Genomic DNA, 21,673 nt, shown 5'->3' on the forward strand with positions numbered 1-21,673 from the left:
ACGCGCGCAATTGGCGCCCGTCGGCTTTTGTCTGCCGTTCGCGGCGCGATCTACAATCGGGCGCCCATTCCTATAAGAAAAACAGCCATGTCCGACCCCGTACTCATCATCGGCTCCTACCTGTCCCCCTATGTGCGCAAAGCGCTGGTCCTGCTGGAGATGAAGGGCGTGGACTACCGCATCGATTCCGTCGTGCCCTTTTACGGCAACGCCGAATTCGAGCGCCTCAGCCCGCTGCGCCAGGTGCCGGTGCTGCTGGATGGCGAGCTGGTGCTCAACGACTCCTCGGTGATCTGCCAGTACCTCGAAGAACGTTATCCACAGCCCCCGCTGTACCCGGCGGATGTCGCCGACCGCGCCCGGGCGCGCTGGATCGAGGAGTTCGCCGACAGCCGAATGGGCCAGGTGGTGATCTGGCAGCTGTTCGACCAACTGGTGATCGGCCGTGGCGTCTGGGGTCGCGAACCGGACGCGGCGGTGCTGGAAAAGACCTATCAGCAGGATCTGCCGTCGATCTTCGACTACCTGGAAGCACAGTTGCCGGCGACCGGCTGGCTGTTCGGCGAGCTGTCCATCGCTGACATCAGTGTTGCCTGCTTCATGCGCAACGCGCAGTTCGCCCGCTACCAGCTCGACGCCCAGCGCTGGCCAAAACTGGCGGCGATGCTGGAAGCGGCCTTCGCCCTGCCGGCATTCGAAAAGCTCCACTATTTCGAGCGCGCCATCGCCCGCACGCCGATCCTGCAGCAGCGCGAGGCGCTGATCGCAGCGGGCGCGCCGGTCAGCGAGGTCAGCCACCTGCGCGAGCAGCCGGTGCGCGGGCCAATGAGTCGCAGCTGATCAGCTCGCCTGCAAGAAGCTCCAGAGCCGTTGCGCGACCGGGCCGTGGGCACGGTCGCGGCGGCGCGCGGCGACCAGTTCCTCGCGGCGGCCGGGCAGCTGTGCTCCGCTCAGATCGCGCAGGCGGCCATCGGCGAGCTCCTCTTCTATCAGGTGACGCGGCAGGTGCCCCCAGGCCAGGCCGTACAGCACCAGCTCTTTCTTCATCGCCTGGTCCGGCACGCTGCATTGCGGCGCGCCATCCAGCGTGAAGAACTCCACTGGCGGCGAGTGCCGGGCGCTGTCGCGCATGACGCACTGGGTGAGCGGGCGCAGGTGTTCCGGGCCGGGGCTCTTCATTTCCGGCAGGAGCGCCGGGGCGATGACCGGGATGAAATCCACGGCGCCCAGGTCCAGCCATTCCAGGCGCGGATCGGCCTTGTCGACGCGATGCAGGATCAGGTCCGCTTCATCATCCAGTAGCCGCTCCAGCGGGCCGCTGACGCTTTCGAAGTACAGCTGCAGGTGCGTCTGCGGTTCACCGGAGAAAAAGCGCGCCAATCGCTCCAGCAGGGCAGGGCGCGGGCAGAAGTCGCCGAGCACCACGCGCAATTCACTTTCCTCTCCGGCGGCCAGGTGCGTGGCGTGGTCGCGCAGGCTGCCCAGCTCGCGCAGCAAGCCCTGGGCGCGGCGATGGAAGGATTGGCCGGAGGCGGTCAGGGTGACGCGGTAGCCGCTGCGATCCAGCAGCGCGAAACCGAGCTGCCGCTCCAGTCGGGCGACGGCGGCGAACACCGCCGGGTGCGAACGGTGCAGTTGCTGTGCCGCCGCCTGGAAGCCGCCCGCCGTGGCCACGGCATAGAAGCATTGCAGGTCGTGCAGGGTGAAATCGTGCATGTCAGCTTTCCTGACAGTCTTGGTCAGCTCTTTGTAATTTCTTCGGAATGCCGCGGCAACTACCTTCGTCTGCACCTTCACCGACGGAGACGCTCCCATGAGCCCGCTGCATTACCTGACGACCCGCGACAACGCGCGCATCGCATACCGCCTGGATGGCGCCGCCGGCTTGCCGCTGCTGGTTCTGTCCAACTCCATCGGCACCGACCTGCACATGTGGGACGGCCAGACTGCCGCGCTGAGCGAGCACTTCCGCGTGCTGCGTTACGACGCCCGCGGCCATGGCGCTTCCAGCGTGCCGCCGGGGCCGTACTCGCTGGCGCGGCTGGGCGAAGACGTCATCGAATTGCTGGATGCACTGGGCGTGCGGTGTGCGAATTTTCTCGGCTTGTCGCTCGGTGGCTTCGTCGGGCAATGGCTGGCGCTGAACGCGCCGCAGCGTATCGAGCGACTGGTGCTGGCGAATACCTCTGCCTGGCTGGGGCCGCGGGACCAGTGGGATGCGCGCATTGCCGAAGTGTTGGAGGCGAACGATATGCGGGGCACCGCCGCGACCTTCCTCGGCAACTGGTTCCCGGCGACCTGGCTGGCGCAAGAGCGCCCGGAGGTGGAGCCGTTCCGCGCGACGCTGCTGGCGACCAACCGACACGGGCTGGCCGGTTCCTTCGCCGCCGTCCAGGAAACCGATCTGCGTACGGCTTTGCGGGACGTCCGCCTGCCCACACTGGTGATCGCTGGCCAGTTCGACACCGTCACCGCCGCCAGCCACAGCGAGCTGATCGCCGAAGCTATCCCCGGCGCTCGTCTGCTCAGGCTGCCGGCCGTGCATTTGTCGAACATCGAGTTTCCCCGCGAGTTCGAAGGCGCGGTGCTGGAATTCCTGCGGGCTCGCTGAATGAACAAGGCCGCCCGAAGGCGGCCTTGTCGTTTATCCACAACCTCAATGATGCGCAGCGTCCACTGCGATGGATTCGCCGCAGACATCCACATGGCTGCGCTTGCGATCGGCGAGGGCGAAGTGGATCAGCGCGCCAAGCCCGGCGCCAAAGAACCAGGAGAAATGCGACAGCGTTTCGAACGCTGGCACCAGCGCGAGGACGATGGCGATCAGCGCGGCGGGGACAAACGCCGCCAGCGCGCGCAGGTTGACCCCGCCGCTGAAGTGATAGGCCGCCTCGCGGCTTTCGCTGTAGAGCTCCGGCAGGTTCACCCGGCCACGGCGCACCAGGTAGTAGTCGGTGACCATGATCCCGTACAGCGGGCCGAGCAAAGCGCCCAGGCCGCCGAGGAAATACACGATCACTGCCGGGCTGTTGTACAGGTGCCACGGCAGGATCAGCACGGCGATGGTGGCGCTGAGCAGGCCGGCGCGGCGGAAGTTCAGCAGGTTCGGCGCGAGGTTGGTCAGCACGTATGCGGGGGCGACGAAGTTGGCCATGATGTTCACCGCCACGGTGACGATCAGGAAGGCCAGGCAGGCCAGCACGAGGCCGAAGGTGTTGGGGATGGCGGCGACGATCTCGGTGGGGTTCTGCACCAGCTTGCCGTCGATGCTGAACTGCGCGCCGGCCAGCACCACGGCGATCAGCGCGAAGCCCAGCATGTTCACCGGCAGGCCCCAGAAGTTACCGACGCTGATGGTGCGGCGGTCCGGGCAATTGCGGGTGAAGTCGCAGAAGTTGAGGATCATCGTGCCGTACAGCGAGACCCACAGTGCGGCGGCGCCCAGCACCTTCAGCCACATGGTCGAGCCGGTCGGCGCGTTGCCGCTGGACCAGGCAATCGACAGCCCGGCACGCCAGTACATCCAGCCGGCGAGGCTGGCGAAGGCGACGAGGATGATCGGGCCGGCGAAGGATTCGTAGCGGCGCACCATCTCCATGCCGTAGGCGAAGATCACCAGTTGCACGCACCAGATGCCGAGGAAGGTGATCCAGCCGAGGCTCGACAGGCCGAGGATCGAGTCCTGGTCGTAGGCCGCAAGACTCGGTGCAATGGCGGTGAGCAGCACCCGTAGCACGACCGAGGCGAGGTAGGTCTGGATGCCGAACCAGGCGATGGCAATCACCGCGCGGATCAGCGCCGGCACCTGGGCGCCGTGGATGCCGAAACTGATGCGGCACATCACCGGGTAGGGCAGCCCAGTCTTCTGGCCCATGTAGCCGGAGAGGTTCATCAGCCCGTAGATCACCAGCGCGCCGAGGGCGAAGGCAGCGAGGATCTGCGCGCCGCTCATGCCCAGCGCGAACAGGCCGATGGCGAACGAGTAGTTGGCGATGTTGTGCACATCGTTGGTCCACAGCGCGAACAGGCTGTAGCGCCCCCAACTGCGGCCGGCGGCCTTGGTCGGTGCCAGGTCGGCGCTGTACAGACGCGGGCTCAGGGTTGGCGCGGCCGGCCGGGCGGCGGCCGCGCTATCGACAGATTGGAGGGGGGTAACGCCGGACAGGTGCGTAGGACTGCGGGTCATGGGCTACTCGGCTTTGTATGCACGGCTTTTTATGGTTTGTGTGCAAAAGCCAATTTCGTGCCAGCCCAGTCCTCCCTGCCGTTCCGGCGGATTTTCCACTTCCTTTCGAATCGAGCAGAGCCCCCGTTTGGTGCGGCTTTGCCAGGCATCCAGGAGGTCAGGAAATAATTTTTCCATAGCAATCATTGACTTGAGAGTCAGCTATTGCGTGCGCGGGAAATAGGTGGATTGGGGATTTTGTACACAATAATTGTGCACAGGCGTTACGTATGGGCTCCGCAATGGCCTTGGGACAGTCGCGGACAGAGTCCGCGACTGCACGGAGGCTATCCGTGTGCGCAGGAGCGGGCTCTGTCCGCGATCGGGTGGGAGAGGCGCCAATCCCAACCGATAGCCATAAAAAAACCGCCCCGGAGGGCGGTTCTTTCAATGCTTGGCGAAGCGCTTACAGACCGTTCTTCGCTTTGAACTCGCGGCGACGGCGGTGCAGGACCGGCTCGGTGTAGCCGTTGGGCTGCTTGGTGCCTTCGATGACCAGTTCCAGTGCGGCCTGGAAGGCCACGTTGTCGTCGAAGTTCGGCGCCATCGGGCGGTACTGGGCGTCACCGGCGTTCTGGCGATCCACCACCGAGGCCATGCGCTTGAGGCTTTCCAGCACCTGCTCTTCGGTCACTACGCCGTGGCGCAGCCAGTTGGCCAGCAGCTGGCTGGAGATGCGCAGGGTCGCGCGGTCTTCCATCAGGCCGACGTCGTTGATGTCCGGCACTTTGGAGCAGCCAACGCCCTGGTCGATCCAGCGCACTACATAGCCGAGGATGCCCTGGGAGTTGTTGTCCAGCTCATTCTTGATCTCTTCCGCGCTCCAGTTGGTGTTCGGGGCGAGCGGAATGGTCAGGATGTCGTCCACCGAAGCCGGTGCGCGCTTGGCCAGTTCGGCCTGACGGGCGAACACGTCGACCTTGTGGTAGTGCAGCGCGTGCAGGGTGGCGGCGGTCGGCGACGGAACCCAGGCGGTGTTGGCGCCAGCCAGCGGGTGAGCGATCTTCTGCTCGAGCATGGCGGCCATCAGGTCGGGCATGGCCCACATGCCTTTGCCGATCTGCGCCTTGCCCTGCAGGCCGGTGGCCAGGCCGACGTCGACATTGTTGTTCTCGTAGGAGCCGATCCACTTTTCGGTCTTCATGGTGCCCTTGCGCACCATGGCGCCGGCTTCCATGGAGGTGTGGATCTCGTCACCGGTGCGGTCGAGGAAGCCGGTGTTGATGAACACCACGCGCTCGGCGGCTGCCTTGATGCAGGCCTTCAGGTTGACGGTGGTGCGGCGCTCTTCGTCCATGATGCCGACTTTCAGCGTGTTGCGCGGCAGGCCCAGCAGGTCCTCGACGCGGCTGAAGATCTCGGCGGCGAAGGCGACTTCTTCCGGGCCATGCATCTTCGGCTTGACGATGTAGACGCTGCCGGTGCGGCTGTTCTTGCGGGTGGCGCTGCCGTTCAGGTTGTGAATGGCGATCAGGCTGGTGAACAGGCCGTCCTGGATGCCTTCGGGCACTTCATTGCCCTGGGCGTCGAGGATCGACGGGTTGGTCATCAGGTGGCCAACGTTACGCACGAACAGCAGGGAGCGGCCATGCAGGCTCAGCTCGGAACCATCGGCCTTGGTGTAGACGCGGTCCGGGTTCATGGTGCGGGTGAAGGTGCTGCCGCCCTTGGAGACCTGCTCGGCGAGGTCACCTTTCATCAGGCCCAGCCAGTTGCGGTAGACCACGACCTTGTCGTCGGCATCGACGGCGGCCACGGAGTCTTCGCAGTCCATGATGGTGGTCAGCGCGGACTCCATCAGGACGTCTTTCACGCCAGCGGCGTCGGTCTGGCCGATCGGGCTGGTCGGGTCGATCTGGATTTCGAAGTGCAGGCCGTTGTGCTTGAGCAGTACGGCTTTCGGCTTGGCGGCTTCGCCCTGGAAGGCGAGGAACTGAGCGGCGTTCTTCAGGCCGGTCTCGCTGCCATTCTTCAGGGTCACGGCCAGTGCGCCGTTCTTCACGACATAGGCGGTGGCGTCGACGTGGGAGCCGGATTCCAGCGTGGCGGCTTCGTCGAGGAAGGCGCGGGCGAAGGCGATGACCTTGTCACCACGGACCTTGTTGTAGCCCTTGCCCTTCTCGGCGCCATTCTCTTCGCTGATTGCGTCGGTGCCGTAGAGTGCGTCGTACAGCGAGCCCCAGCGGGCGTTCGCGGCGTTCAGGGCGAAGCGCGCGTTCATCACCGGCACGACCAGCTGCGGGCCGGCCATGCGGGCGATTTCTTCGTCGACGTTCTGGGTGCTGGCCTGGAAGTCGGCCGGCTCGGCCAGCAGGTAACCGATTTCCTGCAGGAAGGCCTTATAGGCGGCCGCGTCATGCGGCTGGCCGGCGCGGGCCTGGTGCCAGCCATCGACCTTCGCCTGGATCTCGTCGCGCTTGGCGAGCAGGGCCTTGTTCTTGGGGGCCAGGTCGTTGATTACGGTTTCGACACCTGCCCAGAACTTGCCGGCGTCGATGCCGGTGCCGGGAATGGCTTCGTTGTTTACGAAGTCGAACAGGACTTTGGCGACCTGCAGGCCACCGACTTGAACGCGTTCAGTCATTGCTTGCCTCACTCTGCTCAGGACCAGCTCTGGACACAGGCAAAACGCCTTGTAGTCCGAGCCGCGGAATACTACATGATGCCGTGGGAAAAATCAGTGGGCTAGCGTCGCGGTTAGACCAAAGTACGCATATCAGTCACGTAGCAGGTCATATGTTCGCAAAAATCTTCTGGATTGTTCCAGATAAATCTTAAAACTGTACACGCATAACATCTTCGGGTACCTGTGGCAGCCCGTCGCAGCCGGCTAACCTCGCCGTGCCTATACTGCTTTTTCCCTTCTGGAGAATCCCGCATGTCCGTGACGCTTGCCACCCCCTCCGATCTGGATGACCTGGTTCTGCTGTTTTCCGGCTACCTCGATTTCTACGAGGTGCCTGCGCCCCACGCAAAGATTCGCGAGTTTCTCGAGGCGCGCATCGGCAGCGGGCAGTCCACGGTCTTCATCGCGCGCAGCATCGATGGGCTGGCGGTCGGCTTCGTGCAGCTGTACCCCTTCTTCGCTTCCCTGGCGTTGCAGGCATCCTGGCTGGTCAGCGACCTCTACGTGCTGCCTGCCGCGCGTCGTGACGGTTATGGCGAAGCGCTGATGAACGCCGCCCGTGCCCACGGCGAAAGCACCGGTGCCTGCGGCCTGATGCTGGAGACGGCGAAGACCAACCACGCGGGCCAGTCGTTGTATGAGCGCCTGGGCTACAAGCGGGACGACAAGTTCTACACCTATTGGCTGGACCTCACGGCCTAGCCCTTCGCGGAGACTGCTCATGGACCACCTCGTATTGACCGTCATCGCCCAGGACCAGCCCGGCCTGGTGGAGCGCGTGGCCAAATGCATCGCTGCGCACGGCGGCAACTGGCTGGAAAGCCGCATGTCGCGCATGGCCGGGCAGTTCGCCGGAATCCTTCGCGTGGCGGTGCCCGCCGAGGGCTATGACGAACTGGTGGAGGGCCTGCAGGAGCTCAGCGAGCACGGTATCCGCGTGCTGCTGGCGGAGAGCGGTATCGAGCCAGCCTGCAACTGGAAACCGATCCACCTCGACCTGGTGGGCAATGACCGCCCCGGCATCGTCCGCGACATTACCCAGTTGCTGGCCGAACACGGCGTGAACCTGGAGAGCCTGACCACGGAGGTGCTACCGGCGCCCATGAGCAGCGAACCGCTGTTTCACGCTGAGGCCCTGCTGGCCGTGCCGCTGACCTTGCCGCTGGAAACCCTGCAAGGAAAGCTGGAAGAACTGGCCGACGACCTGATGGTGGAGCTGAATTTCCACAGCGGGGAGTAACAGCTCTGCTCCGATCCTCCGTCTTGTGGAAAAACCTGTGGGCTCTCTGTTGATGAATTGACAGAGGGCCCATTTTATTTGGGCCTGGCGCCAATCTGTTTATCCACTTCCTGCCTTGAAGCTGTGCACAGATCGCGGGGATCGCACCGTGGGCATTCTGTTGATAACTGTCTGCGGTGCACTGTTTTCGGGGGTTTGATGGTGCTGATTGTTTTTTGTACAGCAGCGTCTCAGGGAAAACAGTGCTTCGAGCCTTCCAGACACTGTGCACAAATCCACTGGAAGAGTCTGTGGAGAAGCCGTTCATGGAACGCTGCAGATAGCGCCGCTTCTGACGTCCAGAGAGTTGTCCACTTTCTGATCGGGCGGCGTTCGCTCATCCACACGAAGCGGGGATCAGCCTGTGGAAAAGCCGGGGGAATGTTCTTGCAGGCCAGAGGGAGCGGGGACTCTAAGGATTTGATCAGATATTGATCGGTCGGCATTCTGCCGCCGCAGAAGTAGGCAGTGAGAGGAGCGGGTTGGGGCCGGTTGTGGAAGAAACGAGCGTTATCCCCGCAATCGCGGGATAGAGCTGTGGACAATCTGCGGGTGACTGCCTGCAAGCCACAGCTGGTGTGGCTTGCAGGCGGTGGATCAATTAATGATCAGTCGCCGCGGGAGAGGCGATACCAGATGTCCACGCTGTACACGACCAGCCCCGCCCAGATGCAGCACAAGGAAATCAGGCGCGTAGTGTCCAGGTGCTCGCCGAACAGCAGGATCGCCTGCAGCAGCACCAGGGTCGGCGCCAGGTACTGCAGGAAGCCAAGGGTGGCGTAGGGCAGGTGGCGTGCGGCGGCGTTGAAGCACACCAGCGGCACCAGGGTGATCGGGCCGGCGGCGGCGAGCCAGAAGGCGTCCTTGGTGGTCCAGAAATCGAGATGCGCGCTGGGGCCATCGGCGAACAGCACGAGGTAGCCGATCGCCAGCGGCAGCAGGATCCAGGTCTCCACCACCAGCCCCGGCAGCGCGGCCACCGGCGCCTGCTTGCGGATCAGCCCGTAGAAGCCGAAGGTCAGCGCCAGCGCGAGTGATACCCAGGGCAGGCTGCCCAGCTGCCACAGCTGTTGGGCCACACCCAGCGCGGCGAGGCCGACCGCGACCCACTGCAGCGGGCGCAGGCGTTCGCGCAGGATAACCAGGCCCAGCAGCACGTTGATCAGCGGGTTGATGTAGTAACCCAGGCTGGCCTCGATCATGTGGCCGTTGTTCACCGCCCAGACGTAGACCAGCCAGTTGCTGGCAATGAGCAGCCCGCTGGCGGTGAGCACGGCGATGCGCTTGGGATTCTCGCGCAGTTCGCGCCACCAGCCGGGATGCTTCCACACCAGCAGGAGTAGCGCGCCGAACACCGCCGACCAGATGGCGCGATGGGTGATGATTTCCAGGGCGGGGATGCGTTCGAGCAGCTTGAAGTAGATCGGGAAGAGCCCCCAGATGACATAGGCAGTCAAGCCCAGGGCGTAGCCCCGGCGGGGATTGGCGATGGCCATGGAACATCCTTGGTTAGGCAGCTAATGAGTGGCTGCACAATTCTAGGGCGCTCGCGAGGGCTTGTCTGTGCTGCCACGTGAGTAACCGGGTGGCAGCCGACGATTGTGCGTAACGGCGGCTTTACGTCGCTCTACTGATCACCATAAAGCTCCTTGAACGGAACCTTGCGCGATGAGGTGGTCTGCCACTTTCCATCGACCAGTTCCTCCGTGCTCAGCAGCACCATTTCCGGATCGCCGCTTCCGCCGGTGGCATCCTCGATTTCGCGTTTCACGGCGAGCGGCTGGTTGGCTTTGATGATGTACTCGTTTTTCTCGTGGTAGCAGCAGCCGCTCTTGGCAAAGGTGATGAGCCGCTTGCGCTTGCTGTCGACATCGAAGAACCCCAGGTTCTCCAGCGTCAGGCTGCTCAATTCCGGGCTGTGGATAAAGTGCTGGCGCGGTGCATCGAAGAGGAATACGTCGTAGCTGGGCCCGCCGTAGGAGCCGCGATTGCCATTCTGTACAGCGAAGTCCGGCTGGCCGTCGAAATTGAAGTCGCCGCTATTGATCACACCCTGGTAGTCGTAGAGGCGGGCCGAGTTCACCAGCGGTTCGCCATTGTCCTGGCGAGTGAGGAAGACATTGGGCAGGTAGATCGCTTGCAGGACGTGGTTGCTGTCCTTGCGCTGGATGCCGAGATAGGCCGGCCCCTCGCAGGTCTGCTCTGCGCAGGGCTGCATGTCGAGGAGGAAGTCGTAGCCTGGAGCGGCGTTGCCGATACGCAATGCCCGTGTCCAGTCGTGACCCTGTGAGGCGGCATTGATGGCGGGGCCGAGGTTCTCCAGCCGTTCGCGATAGGCGTCGCTCAGGCAGTCGGTTATTTCATCGACCGCTTCGCAGCGTTGACGGACCGTTCGGAGCCAGGTGCGCTGGGAAGTCTTGAGTGCGCTCGCGTTCTGCCCCGTATCGCTCAGATGCGCGCGGTAGGAGGCGTTCAACTGGTCATCCAGCGCAGACAGATCGCCGCTTGCGCAAATGGCTTCTTCCATCGGCGATCTGGCCTTCCGGCAATCGAAGCTGGCCGCCAGCGCCGGCGTCAGGCCGGTCGCCAGACCGGCAGCAAGGATCAGTGAGAGGTGCAGTTTCATGGTGTTTCTTCCTTGAAGTGGCGCAATGCCGAGCGCTCCTGCGTCGGCGTGCCGAATCAGAACAGCCGCAATGGCTCTTCATCCAGCGCCGCCAATTGCTCGCGCAGCACCAGTACCTGCTCGCCCCAGTACCGCTCGCTGCCGAACCAGGGGAAGCTCGGCGGGAACGCAGGGTCATCCCAGCGGCGTGCCAGCCAGGCGCTGTAGTGCATCAGGCGCAGGGAGCGCAGGCCTTCGATCAGCGGCAGTTCGCGCGGGTCGAAATCGTGGAATTCCTGGTAGCCGTCGACCAGTTCGGAAAGTTGCCCCAGGCGCTCGTGGCGCTCGCCGGCGAGCATCATCCACAGGTCCTGCACGGCCGGGCCCATGCGGCAGTCGTCGAGGTCGACGACGTGGAAGGTGTCGTCGCGGCACAGCAGGTTGCCGGGGTGGCAATCCCCGTGCATGCGGATAGGCGTGTATTTCACGCGGGCGTACAGGTCATCGACTTTTTTCAGCAGGTCGCGGGCCACGGATTCATAGGCCGGCAGCAGGCTTTTCGGGATGAAGTTGCCTTCCAGCAGGGTGGCCAGGGACTCGTGCCCGAAGTTCCGCGGCGTCAGTGCCTCGCGGTGCTCGAAGGGGCGATTGGCACCTACGGCGTGCAGGCGACCGAGCAGTTGGCCGAGGCGATAGAGCTGATCGAGGTTGCCCGGCTCCGGCGCGCGGCCGCCACGGCGGGGGAACAGGGTGAAGCGGAATCCGGCGTGCTCGAAAAGAGTCTGCCCCTCATGCACCAGCGGCGCCACTACCGGGACTTCGCACTCGGCCAGTTCGGCGGAGAAGGTGTGCTCCTCGAGGATCGCCTCGCTGGTCCAGCGCCCGGGGCGGTAGAACTTGGCGATCAGCGGCTCGCTGTCCTCGATGCCCACCTGGTAGACGCGGTTCTCGTAGCTGTTGAGCGCAAGAACACGGGCGTCGCTGAGAAAACCGATGCTTTCCACTGCATCCAGTACCAGATCGGGCGTGAGGTCGGAAAAAGGATGAGACATGGCGACGATCCGGCAGTGGTAAAGCTGCCTAGTGTACCCAGTCCACCGTCAATGGGTGGGAAGTCGCCTCAGTGGTCGGCGCAGTGCTTGCTCAGGTAGTCGACGAAGTCCGTAGCCAGTGCACGGCGCTCGCCTTTCACCAGGGTCAGTTTCTGCATCGAACGGGCTTTGCACTTGACTGCTTGGGACGGCTTGGCCGTGTTGTGCAGCGGCGTCAGCAGCAGGTCGTAGGGTGTGCCCTGGCGGGCCTGTTCGGCGAGTTCACCCTCGTTGCCGCCGATCAGCAGGACCTTGTTGCGGGTTTGGATCTGGTACTGGTCCACCAGCGGCTCCAGTATCGGCATCAGCTCGGTACTGGCGCCAACACGCAGCACGTCGGGGCCGGCGTGGCTGGCAAAGGGCAGGAACAGGAGGGCGAGAAGCAGTAAGGGGCGGCGCATGGTGGGAGCTCCGGGTGGCCGGGGTCCCGCCCGGCATGAGCGGGACTCTGGCTGCTATTGGAGCGCGGCGCGTCGTCACGGGGGTTGATATGAGGCAGGGAATCTCATGTGCCTGGGAGGCTACAGCGGCGTGCCGAGGATCACCTGGGCCGGGGAGAACTGTGCGCGCACCGGCGAGCCGGCTTTCAGGCCGAGGATCTCGATGCGCTCCGGGTCGGTCAGGGCGCAGAGCATCTGCCCGCTGGGCAGCTGGATGCGCACTTCGCTGGGCCCGTCGTCGGCTTCGCGGATGTCGTCGATGTGCCCTTCCAGGGCATTCAGCCCTTCCGGGCAAGGGATGTGCGGGAGGTCGACATAGAGCCAGCCGGCCTTCATCAGGGCGACCACCGGAACGCCATCGGCCAGCTCCAGCTTCTCGGTGCTTTCGCGGGTGACCCGCGCCTGAATGCGCGAGCCGCCGGGCAGCTCGATGCTGATCAGGTCATTCAACCCGGACGCCTCCACCGCGCAAACGTGCCCGTGCAACTGGTTGCGCGCGCTGGTGCGCATCATCAGGCGGCCGATCAGTTCTAGGTCGGCCTGGTGTTCGACGTGCTCGACAATGTGTTCGCGCAGCGCTTCCAGGCGCTGGTAGAGCGCCAGCAGGCGCTCGCCCTCGACCGTCAGGCGTGCACCGCCGCCGCCCTTGCCGCCGACGCTGCGTTCCACCAGCGGGCGGTCGGAGAGGTTGTTCAGTTCATCGATGGCGTCCCAGGCAGTCTTGTAGCTCATCCCGGCGGCCTTGGCGGCGTGGGTGATCGAGCCGAGCTGGGCGATCTGCGCCAGCAGGGCGATGCGCTGCGGGCGACGGGTAACGTGTTGGGTCAACAGGCTGAGGGTGGTCATGGTTCCGCGGGTACTTATTGGTATGCAGGGAGGCTCCGTTGCTGGCGGGCAAAACGCAAGGGGCAGATGCCAGGAATGTGGCTGAACGGTCGTCTATTCCGGGGCCGGCGTGCGCGCCAGGCAGTAGACATCCACCCGCCTGGCTCCCGCGCGACGCAGCAGGCGGGCGATGCGTTCGGCGGTGGCGCCAGTGGTCAGCACGTCATCCACCAGCGCCAGGTGCAGGCCATCGACCATGGCTCCGTCGGCCAGGACGAAGGCATTGCGCAGGTTGCGCTTGCGGGTGGCGGCATCGAGGCCTTGCTGTGCCGGGGTGTCCTGCGCGCGCAGCACCAGGCGGTTATCCACAGGCACGCCGAGGGGCTCGGCGATCCAGTCCGCCAGCAGGGCGGCCTGGTTAAAGCCGCGCTGGCGCTCACGCCGACGGGAGAGGGGAACGGGGATCAGCCGCTCCGGTCGCGCCAGACCCTCGTCGAAGGCGTGCAGCAGATGGCGCGCCAGTAGCTGGCCGAGCAGTCGACCCAGCGGCGCATTGGCCTGGTGCTTGAAGCGGGTAATCAGCGCATCGACGGGGAAGCCGTAGCGCAACGGCGATTCCACTTTCTGGAAAGCTGGCGCTCGACGCAGGCATTGGCCGCAGGCGAGATCGAGGGTCGGCAGGGGCAGCGCGCAGATCACGCAGTGGCCGGCGAGCCAGGGCAGCTCGTCGTCACAACCGGCGCACAGCGGCAGCACGGCCGGTTCCGCCGTTCCACCGCAAAGCAGGCATTGCACGCGTGGGCGCCACCAGACGGGGCGCCAGTGAAGCAATCGCATTCCGCCCTCCGCAGGGCGGCGCCGTCAGTGGATCAGCCAGCTCAGGACCACCAGGCCCAGCACCGTCCAGATCAGCCCGCCGAAGATCGAGCGCCGCAGGAAGGCGCGGATGCCACTGTAGAGCAGCAGCAGGCCGATAAAGAGCAGGACGAAGCTGAAGATCGAGACGTCGATTCCTACAGCGCGTGCCAGGCCGTGGAAGAAGTCGTCCATGGCGCGCCAGAGGCCGCCGAGTACGCCCGATAGCAGATCGACGATGAAGCGGATGGCCTTGCCGGCCATCTGGCCAAGGCCGTCGAAGAATCCTTCTGTTCCCATCTGGGTAATGACTCCTGAGTGTGCTGTCTGGTTGGAGCGGCAAATGGCCGGATCGGTTCAGAAACAGCAGCCATCTGCTGTTTGCTTGTGATCAATAAATGATCACTTGTCGACCTGTGTCGCGAGAGTGGTTGACAGCGTCACAGCTCCACATATGATGCCTTGAGCCTGATTTCCCCGGTGGCGCGCCGCCGGGGCACCTTAGACAAGAGGCGCGCCCCCAAGCGTCGAAGGACTTTGCCGATGAGTGCCACCGCAGCCCAAGTAACCCGCCACGACTGGACCCTTGCCGAAGTCCGCGCCCTGTTCGAACAGCCGTTCAACGACCTGCTGTTCCAGGCGCAGACCATGCACCGCGCGCATTTCGATCCGAATCGCGTGCAGGTTTCCACGCTGCTGTCGATCAAGACCGGTGCCTGCCCGGAGGACTGCAAGTATTGCCCGCAGTCCGGCCACTACAACACCGGCCTGGACAAGGAAAAGCTGATGGAAGTGCAGAAGGTGCTGCAGGCCGCTGCCGAGGCCAAGGCCATCGGCTCGACCCGCTTCTGCATGGGCGCCGCCTGGAAGCACCCGTCCGCCAAGGACATGCCCTACGTGCTGGAAATGGTGAAGGGCGTGAAGAAGCTCGGCCTGGAAACCTGCATGACCCTGGGCAAGCTGACCCAGGAGCAGACCCAGTCCCTGGCCGAAGCGGGCCTGGACTACTACAACCACAACCTCGATACCTCGCCGGAGTTCTACGGCAACATCATCACCACCCGCAGCTACGGCGAGCGCCTGCAGACCCTGGCGTACGTGCGCGAGGCGGGGATGAAGATCTGCTCCGGCGGCATCCTCGGCATGGGCGAGTCGGTGGACGACCGCGCCGGCCTGCTGATCCAGTTGGCCAACTTGCCCGAGCACCCGGAATCGGTGCCGATCAACATGCTGGTCAAGGTGAAAGGCACTCCGCTGGCCGAAGAGAAGGACGTCGATCCGTTCGACTTCATCCGCACCCTGGCGGTCGCCCGGATCATGATGCCGAAATCCCACGTGCGCCTGTCCGCCGGCCGCGAACAGATGAACGAGCAGATGCAGGCCCTGGCCTTCATGGCCGGCGCCAACTCGATCTTCTACGGCGAGAAACTGCTGACCACCACCAACCCGCAGGCCGAGAAGGACATGCAGCTGTTCGCGCGTCTGGGCATCAAGCCCGAGGAACGCGAGGAACACGCCGACGAGGTGCACCAGGCTGCCATCGAGCAGGCGCTGGTGGAACAACGCGACTCCCAGCTGTTCTATAACGCGGCTTCGGCCTGACCTGCTTTTCGTAGGAGCGAGCAAGCTCGCTCCTACGGGCTCGGCCTTCAGCCGGAAGCCTGAATTGCAGCTAAGGGGTTGCGTATGCCTTTCGATCTCGCCGCCCGCCTGGCCCAGCGCCAGGCGGAGGACCTCTACCGCCGCCGCCCGCTGCTGGAATCGCCGCAGGGCCCGGAGGTGGTCATTGACGGCCAGCCGATGCTGGCCTTCTGTTCCAACGATTACCTGGGGCTGGCCAATCACCCCGAGGTGATTGCCGCGCTGCGTGCCGGTGCCGAACGCTGGGGCGTCGGTGGCGGTGCCTCGCACCTGGTCAACGGCCACTGTGGCCCGCACCACGAACTGGAGCTGGCACTCGCCGAGTTCACCGGTCGCCCACGCGCGTTGCTGTTTTCTACCGGCTACATGGCCAACCTGGGCACCGTCACCGCGCTCGTCGGCAAGGGCGACAGCGTGCTGGAGGACCGCCTCAACCACGCCTCGCTGCTGGATGCCGGATTGCTTTCCGGTGCGCGCTTTTCGCGTTATCTGCACAACGATGCCGCCAGCCTCTCCTCGCGCCTGGAGAAGGCCGAAGGCAACACGCTGGTCGTTACCGACGGCGTGTTCAGCATGGACGGCGACCTGGCCGACCTGCCCAGCCTTTGCGCGACGGCTCGCCAGCAGAATGCCTGGGTGATGGTCGACGACGCCCACGGCTTCGGCCCGCTGGGCGCAACGGGCGGCGGTATCGTCGAACACTTCGGCTTGAGCATGGAGGACGTGCCCGTACTGGTCGGCACCCTCGGCAAGGCCTTCGGCACCGCTGGCGCCTTCGTCGCTGGCAGCGAGGAGCTGATCGAGACGCTGATTCAGTTCGCCCGCCCCTACATCTACACCACCAGCCAGCCGCCCGCCGTGGCCTGCGCCACGCTGAAAAGCCTGGAACTGCTGCGTGCCGAGAGCTGGCGCCGTGATCACCTGAATGCGCTGATCGCGCGTTTCCGCACCGGCGCCGCGGCCATCGGCCTGCGCCTGATGGACAGCCCGACGCCGATCCAGCCGATCCTCATCGGCGGCAGCGCCCAGGCCATGGCGTTGTCTGCGGAGCTGCGCCAGCGCGGCATTCTGGTCGGGGCGATCCGCCCGCCCACCGTACCCGCCGGCACCGCGCGCCTGCGCGTGACCCTGTCCGCTTCGCACACCGAGGCACAGGTCGACCGCCTGCTGGTGGCGCTGGCCGAAAGCTGGCAGCGCGTGTCGTCTAGCCTTCTGGCAGAGATCGATGCCGAGGAGGGCGATGATGCGTGATCAACTGATCCTGCTGCCGGGCTGGGGCCTGGGCAGCGCACCGCTGGAACCGTTGCGCGATGCGCTGCTGGAGCAGGCGCCACATTTGAACGTACAGATCGAGCCGCTGCCCGACGACGCCGATCCGAACGTGTGGCTCGACGAGCTGGACGACAACGTCGCCCACGACGCCTGGATCGCTGGCTGGTCGCTGGGCGGCATGCTTGGCGCCGAACTGGCCGCGCGCCGGGGCGAGTCCTGCCGCGGCCTGGTCACGCTGGCCAGCAACCTCTGCTTCCGCCGCCGCGAGGACTGGCCGGAGGCGATGGCCAATGAGGTGTTCGAGGACTTCTTCGAAGCCTTCCTGCTGGAACCGCACCTGGTGCGCAAGCGCTTCACGATGTTGGTCAGCCAGGGGGCTCGTGACGCGCGCACCCTCGCTCGCCAGCTGCAGGTGGCGCTGCCGCAGATGAATGTCGAAGGGCTCACCGCCGGCCTGCAACTGCTGGGGCAACTGGATACCCGCGCCGCATTGGGGCGCTATCCCGGACCGCAGTTGCACCTGTTCGCAGCCAACGATGCGCTGGTCCCGGCGAGCGCCGCAGATGCCTTGCTGGAATGGCTGCCGGACGTCGAGGTCAACCTGCTGTCCGGAACCAGCCACGGGCTGCCACTGGAGCAGCCGGACGAAGTGGCCGGCGCCATCCTGCGATTCATCCACGAGGGCGACGATGCCTGATTGCAGTAGTACCGGCTTGCCCGACAAGCGTCAGGTGGCCGCTTCCTTTTCCCGCGCCGCGCCGACCTATGACGCGGTAGCCGAACTGCAGCGAGCTGTCGGCAACCGTCTGCTGGAGTCTTTGCCAGCCGAGGGCGCGCCGCAGCGCTGGATCGACCTGGGGAGCGGTACCGGTTATTTCACCCGCGCGCTGGCGGCGCGTTATCCACAGGCGCAGGGGCTGTCCGTCGACATCGCCGAGGGCATGCTGCGCCACGCCCGCGAGCAGGGTGGCGCGCAGTATTTTGTCGGCGGAGACGCCGAAAGCCTGCCACTGCGCGATGGCGCGACGGATCTGCTGTTCTCCAGCCTGGCCCTGCAGTGGTGCGCTGATCTTCCGGCCGTGCTCGCAGAAGCGCGCCGAGTGCTGCGCCCCGGTTGCGTGCTGGCCTTCAGCAGCCTGTGCATCGGTACCCTGGGCGAATTGCGGCAGAGCTGGGAGGTGGTGGACGGTTTCGTCCACGTGAATCGCTTCCGCGCCTTCGAGCAGTACCAACGGCATTGCGCCGACAGCGGCCTGGACGTGCTGGAACTGCGTACCGATGACCGTGTCCTGCACTTCCCCGACCTGCGCAGCCTGACCCATGAACTCAAGGCCCTCGGCGCGCACAACCTCAATCCCGGCCGGCCCGACGGCCTCACCGGGCGCGAGCGGGTGCGCGCGCTGATCGCCGCCTACGAGCGCTTCCGCCAGCCCGAGGGGCTGCCGGCGACCTATCGGGTGGTCTACGCCGTCCTGCGCAAATCTTTTTCCTTGTAAACGTTGTTGCTGGGCGGACACCCTCTCCCCAGTCCTGGCTGCGCGCCCCGCTCCGAAGGGAGAGGGAGTGGTCCGTGCCTGCTGACGCCACAGATTCATCCTGCGCCGATCAGTCCCTTCTCCCTTCAGGGAGAGGGTTAGGGAGAGGGAAAAACCCTTAGCGCATATGTCCACGTAGGAGCACTGAAGAAAGCCATGTCCCACGCCTACTTCGTTACCGGCACTGACACCGAGATCGGCAAGACCACCATCGCTGCCGGCCTGCTCCACGCGGCGCGGCAGGCGGGCTTGTCCACCGCCGCTGCCAAGCCCGTGGCCTCCGGCTGCGAGCGTAGCCCCGAGGGCCTGCGCAACTCCGACGCGCTGGCGCTGCTGGGCGAGTGCAGCGTGCCGCTGGCCTACGAGCAGGTGAACCCCTTCGCCTTCGAGCCGGCCATTGCGCCGCACCTTGCGGCCCGCGAGCAGGGCGTGAAGCTGACGGTGGAAGCGCTCAAGGGCCCGGTGCGTTCGGTGCTGGAACTGGGCGCCGACTTCACCCTGGTGGAAGGCGCTGGTGGCTGGCGCGTGCCGCTGGCGGGGGAAGAGAACCTGTCGGACCTCGCCGTCGCCCTTGGGCTGCCGGTGATCCTGGTGGTCGGTGTGCGCCTGGGCTGCATCAACCACGCCGTGCTCAGCGCCGAGGCCATCCAGCGCGACGGCCTGGTGCTGGCCGGCTGGGTGGCGAACATCGTCGACGCGCAGACCTCTCGTCTGGAAGAAAACCTCGCGACCCTCGCCGAGCGACTGCCCGCACCCTGCATCGGGCGCGTGCCGCGCCTGGCCTCGGCGACTCCGGCGGCGGTGTCTGCGCATCTGGACCTGGGCATCCTGGATTTGTAACCGAGCCTTGGCCTGGGGCGGTCTGTCTGCTTGAATAGTGGCCACTTGCTGCTTTTTGTTGTGGAGGCGCTGCGATGGAAATTTCCGGTAATGCTTTCTCTGCGGGCTTGTATGGCGTGCAGAGCGGCCAGCGCCGCGTCGACCGCGCCAGCACCGACATCGCGACTGCCGGCACCGCTCCCAGCGAAGTGCTGAACGATCGCCTCGTGGACCTGCGCCGCGGCGAGCACGAGGTCAAGGCCAACGCCAAGGTCATCCAGGCAGCCGACGAAACGCTCGGCACGCTCATCGATATCCGCGCCTGACGGCCACTTTTCCCTGAACTGAATTCCCCTGGCGGCCGGCTGTCCTCACGACACGCCGGCCGCTCTGCCATGGGCTTTAATCAAGCTCAGGAGTTCGCTGCCGGAATGCCCGGCGAAGCGCCTTGCGAGCGTGACCGGATGGTCGGTTTGCACGCTTGACAAGGGTATGGCGTAAACGTATGTTTCAAACGCCTGTTTGACTGTCCGGATGCGTGCGCGCACCGACTGGGCGGCCGGGAATGCTCCCGCACTGCGACCGCAGCAACCGGTCGCCCATTAACCAGAACCCTTCGTAGAGGTTTACCGCTATGCCTGATTACAAGGCCCCCTTGCGTGATATCCGTTTCGTTCGCGACGAGCTGCTGGGCTACGAAGCGCACTACCAGAACCTGCCGGGCGCCGAAGACGCCACTCCGGACATGGTGAATGCCATCCTCGAAGAGGGTGCGAAGTTCTGCGAACAGGTAATCGCTCCGCTGAACCGCACTGGCGACCTGGAAGGCTGCAAATGGAGCCCGGAAGGCGTCAAGACTCCGACCGGCTTCAAAGAGGCCTACCAGCAGTTCGTCGAAGGCGGCTGGCCGAGCCTGGCCCATGACGTCGAGCACGGCGGTCAGGGCCTGCCCGAATCCCTCGGCCTTGCGATCAGCGAAATGGTCGGCCAGGCCAACTGGTCCTGGGGCATGTACCCGGGCCTGTCCCACGGCGCCATGAACACCCTGCACGCCCACGGCACCTCCGAGCAGCAGCACACCTACCTGACCAAGCTGGTTTCCGGCGAGTGGACCGGCACCATGTGCCTGACCGAGCCGCATTGCGGCACCGACCTGGGCATGCTGCGCACCAAGGCCGAGCCGCAGGCTGACGGCACCTACAAGATCACCGGCACCAAGATCTTCATTTCCGCTGGCGAACACGACATGGCCGACAACATCGTCCACATCGTGCTGGCCCGCCTGCCCGACGCCCCGCAGGGCACCAAGGGCATCTCGCTGTTCATCGTGCCGAAGTTCCTGCCCAACGCCGAAGGCAACGTGGGCGAGCGCAACGCCGTTTCCTGTGGCTCGCTCGAGCACAAGATGGGCATCCACGGCAACGCCACCTGCGTGATGAACTTCGACGCTGCTACCGGCTTCCTGATCGGCCCGCCGAACAAGGGCCTGAACTGCATGTTCACCTTCATGAACACCGCTCGCCTGGGTACCGCGCTGCAAGGCCTGGCCCACGCCGAAATCGGTTTCCAGGGTGGCATCGCCTACGCTCGCGAGCGTCTGCAGATGCGTTCGCTGACTGGCCCGAAAGCGCCGGAAAAAGCCGCTGACCCGATCATCGTGCACCCGGACGTACGTCGCATGCTGCTGACCGCCAAGGCTTTCGCCGAAGGCAACCGCGCCATGCTGTACTTCGCTGCCAAGCAGGTCGACATCGTCCAGCGCAGCCAGGACGAAGAAGAGAAGAAAGCCGCTGACTCGATGCTGGCCTTCCTCACCCCGATCGCCAAGGCGTTCATGACCGAAGTGGGCTTCGAAGCCGCCAACCACGGCGTGCAGATCTATGGCGGCCACGGCTTCATCGCCGAGCACGGCATGGAGCAGAACGTCCGCGACAGCCGCATCTCCATGCTGTACGAAGGCACCACCGGCGTTCAGGCGCTGGACCTGCTGGGCCGCAAGATCCTCATGACCCAGGGCGAAGCGCTCAAGGGCTTCACCAAGATCGTGCACAAGTTCTGCCAGGCCAACGAAGCCAACGAAGCCGTAAAAGAGTTCGTTGCACCGCTGGCTGCGCTGAACAAGGAGTGGGGCGACCTGACCATGAAGGTCGGCATGGCCGCCATGAAGGACCGCGAGGAAGTCGGCGCCGCATCGGTCGACTACCTGATGTTCTCCGGCTACGCATGCCTGGCCTACTTCTGGGCCGACATGGCTCGCCTGGCTGCCGAGAAGCTGGCTGCCGGTACCAGCGAAGAGGCCTTCTACCAGGCCAAGCTGAAGACCGCGCGCTTCTACTTCCAGCGCATCCTGCCGCGCACCCGCGCGCACGTTGGCTCCATGCTGTCCGGCGCCAACAACCTGATGGACCTGGCCGAGGAAGATTTCGCCCTCGGTTACTGATCAGGGGAGGGCGGCTCGCC

Annotated in this window: 21 protein-coding genes; 11 read left to right on the top strand and 10 right to left on the bottom strand. The window is 64.9% G+C overall.

Annotation, left to right across the window (positions count from 1 at the left end; genetic code table 11):
* The first annotated feature begins 87 nt into the window (after positions 1-87).
* Positions 88-840 (top strand): glutathione S-transferase family protein, encoded by a 753-nt coding sequence (locus RS899_RS29555; RefSeq protein WP_315808697.1) that lies wholly within the window; start codon positions 88-90, stop codon positions 838-840.
* On the opposite strand, the gene RS899_RS29560 is transcribed toward RS899_RS29555, so the two are convergent.
* On the bottom strand, positions 841-1,716 hold the full coding sequence (locus tag RS899_RS29560) for a LysR family transcriptional regulator (RefSeq protein WP_315808698.1): 876 nt from the start codon (positions 1,714-1,716) through the stop codon (positions 841-843).
* A gap of 97 nt (positions 1,717-1,813) precedes the next feature.
* Between RS899_RS29560 and pcaD the strand changes: the two genes are divergently transcribed.
* The gene (gene pcaD / locus RS899_RS29565) at positions 1,814-2,611 is read left to right on the top strand and encodes a 3-oxoadipate enol-lactonase (protein ID WP_315808699.1); all 798 of its coding nucleotides are present in this window, start codon (positions 1,814-1,816) and stop codon (positions 2,609-2,611) included.
* A gap of 45 nt (positions 2,612-2,656) precedes the next feature.
* Here pcaD and RS899_RS29570 read toward each other — a convergent pair whose 3' ends face one another.
* Both RS899_RS29570 and RS899_RS29575 read right to left on the bottom strand, forming a co-directional pair.
* A complete protein-coding gene (locus RS899_RS29570) occupies positions 2,657-4,186 on the bottom strand; it encodes an NCS1 family nucleobase:cation symporter-1 (protein WP_315808700.1) in 1,530 nt (509 codons plus the stop codon).
* A gap of 445 nt (positions 4,187-4,631) precedes the next feature.
* Positions 4,632-6,809, bottom strand: coding sequence for a malate synthase G (locus tag RS899_RS29575; protein WP_315808701.1), 2,178 nt, complete (start codon positions 6,807-6,809; stop codon positions 4,632-4,634).
* A gap of 294 nt (positions 6,810-7,103) precedes the next feature.
* On the opposite strand from RS899_RS29575, the gene RS899_RS29580 reads away from it, so the two are divergent.
* Both RS899_RS29580 and RS899_RS29585 read left to right on the top strand, forming a co-directional pair.
* Entirely contained in the window at positions 7,104-7,553 is a 450-nt protein-coding gene (locus RS899_RS29580; protein WP_038803503.1) for a GNAT family N-acetyltransferase, read from the top strand.
* A gap of 19 nt (positions 7,554-7,572) precedes the next feature.
* On the top strand, positions 7,573-8,091 hold the full coding sequence (locus RS899_RS29585; protein ID WP_024763639.1) for a glycine cleavage system protein R: 519 nt from the start codon (positions 7,573-7,575) through the stop codon (positions 8,089-8,091).
* 647 nt (positions 8,092-8,738) lie between these two features.
* Here the strand turns inward: RS899_RS29585 and rarD are convergent.
* From rarD to RS899_RS29620, 7 genes are all read right to left on the bottom strand, one after another.
* Positions 8,739-9,626, bottom strand: a complete 888-nt coding sequence (gene rarD, locus RS899_RS29590; protein ID WP_054907993.1) for an EamA family transporter RarD — start codon at positions 9,624-9,626, stop codon at positions 8,739-8,741.
* 131 nt (positions 9,627-9,757) lie between these two features.
* Entirely contained in the window at positions 9,758-10,756 is a 999-nt protein-coding gene (locus RS899_RS29595) for a lysozyme inhibitor LprI family protein (RefSeq protein ID WP_054907994.1), read from the bottom strand.
* Between the two features lie 56 nt (positions 10,757-10,812).
* Positions 10,813-11,787, bottom strand: coding sequence for a serine/threonine protein kinase (locus tag RS899_RS29600; RefSeq protein WP_045212794.1), 975 nt, complete (start codon positions 11,785-11,787; stop codon positions 10,813-10,815).
* A gap of 68 nt (positions 11,788-11,855) precedes the next feature.
* Complete coding sequence (locus RS899_RS29605) at positions 11,856-12,227, bottom strand: substrate-binding domain-containing protein (protein WP_054907995.1); 372 nt, start codon at positions 12,225-12,227, stop codon at positions 11,856-11,858.
* Between the two features lie 120 nt (positions 12,228-12,347).
* A complete protein-coding gene (locus RS899_RS29610) occupies positions 12,348-13,112 on the bottom strand; it encodes a TOBE domain-containing protein (protein WP_054907996.1) in 765 nt (254 codons plus the stop codon).
* A 93-nt stretch (positions 13,113-13,205) separates the two neighbouring features.
* Positions 13,206-13,928, bottom strand: coding sequence for a ComF family protein (locus tag RS899_RS29615; protein ID WP_315808702.1), 723 nt, complete (start codon positions 13,926-13,928; stop codon positions 13,206-13,208).
* Positions 13,929-13,952: 24 nt separating this feature from the next.
* Complete coding sequence (locus RS899_RS29620) at positions 13,953-14,246, bottom strand: hypothetical protein (protein ID WP_024763634.1); 294 nt, start codon at positions 14,244-14,246, stop codon at positions 13,953-13,955.
* A 243-nt stretch (positions 14,247-14,489) separates the two neighbouring features.
* On the opposite strand from RS899_RS29620, the gene bioB reads away from it, so the two are divergent.
* The 7 genes from bioB (at position 14,490) to RS899_RS29655 (ending at position 21,653) form a co-directional block, all read left to right on the top strand.
* On the top strand, positions 14,490-15,548 hold the full coding sequence (gene bioB, locus RS899_RS29625) for a biotin synthase BioB (RefSeq protein WP_315808703.1): 1,059 nt from the start codon (positions 14,490-14,492) through the stop codon (positions 15,546-15,548).
* 84 nt (positions 15,549-15,632) lie between these two features.
* Entirely contained in the window at positions 15,633-16,838 is a 1,206-nt protein-coding gene (gene bioF, locus RS899_RS29630; RefSeq protein WP_315808704.1) for an 8-amino-7-oxononanoate synthase, read from the top strand.
* The gene (locus tag RS899_RS29635) at positions 16,831-17,556 is read left to right on the top strand and encodes an alpha/beta fold hydrolase (protein WP_054908000.1); all 726 of its coding nucleotides are present in this window, start codon (positions 16,831-16,833) and stop codon (positions 17,554-17,556) included. The genes bioF and RS899_RS29635 overlap by 8 nt, the downstream gene beginning before the upstream one ends.
* Entirely contained in the window at positions 17,549-18,355 is an 807-nt protein-coding gene (bioC, locus tag RS899_RS29640; protein ID WP_315808705.1) for a malonyl-ACP O-methyltransferase BioC, read from the top strand. The genes RS899_RS29635 and bioC overlap by 8 nt, the downstream gene beginning before the upstream one ends.
* Before the next feature lie 195 nt (positions 18,356-18,550).
* Positions 18,551-19,234: a dethiobiotin synthase gene (bioD, locus tag RS899_RS29645; RefSeq protein ID WP_054908002.1), complete on the top strand. Its 684-nt coding sequence runs from the start codon at positions 18,551-18,553 to the stop codon at positions 19,232-19,234.
* 74 nt (positions 19,235-19,308) lie between these two features.
* Complete coding sequence (locus tag RS899_RS29650; protein ID WP_054908003.1) at positions 19,309-19,539, top strand: hypothetical protein; 231 nt, start codon at positions 19,309-19,311, stop codon at positions 19,537-19,539.
* Between the two features lie 308 nt (positions 19,540-19,847).
* On the top strand, positions 19,848-21,653 hold the full coding sequence (locus RS899_RS29655; RefSeq protein ID WP_054908004.1) for a phenylacyl-CoA dehydrogenase: 1,806 nt from the start codon (positions 19,848-19,850) through the stop codon (positions 21,651-21,653).
* Positions 21,654-21,673 lie beyond the last annotated feature (20 nt).

This window comes from Pseudomonas sp. C9-3, assembly GCF_032392015.1.
GTDB lineage: Bacteria > Pseudomonadota > Gammaproteobacteria > Pseudomonadales > Pseudomonadaceae > Pseudomonas > Pseudomonas nitroreducens.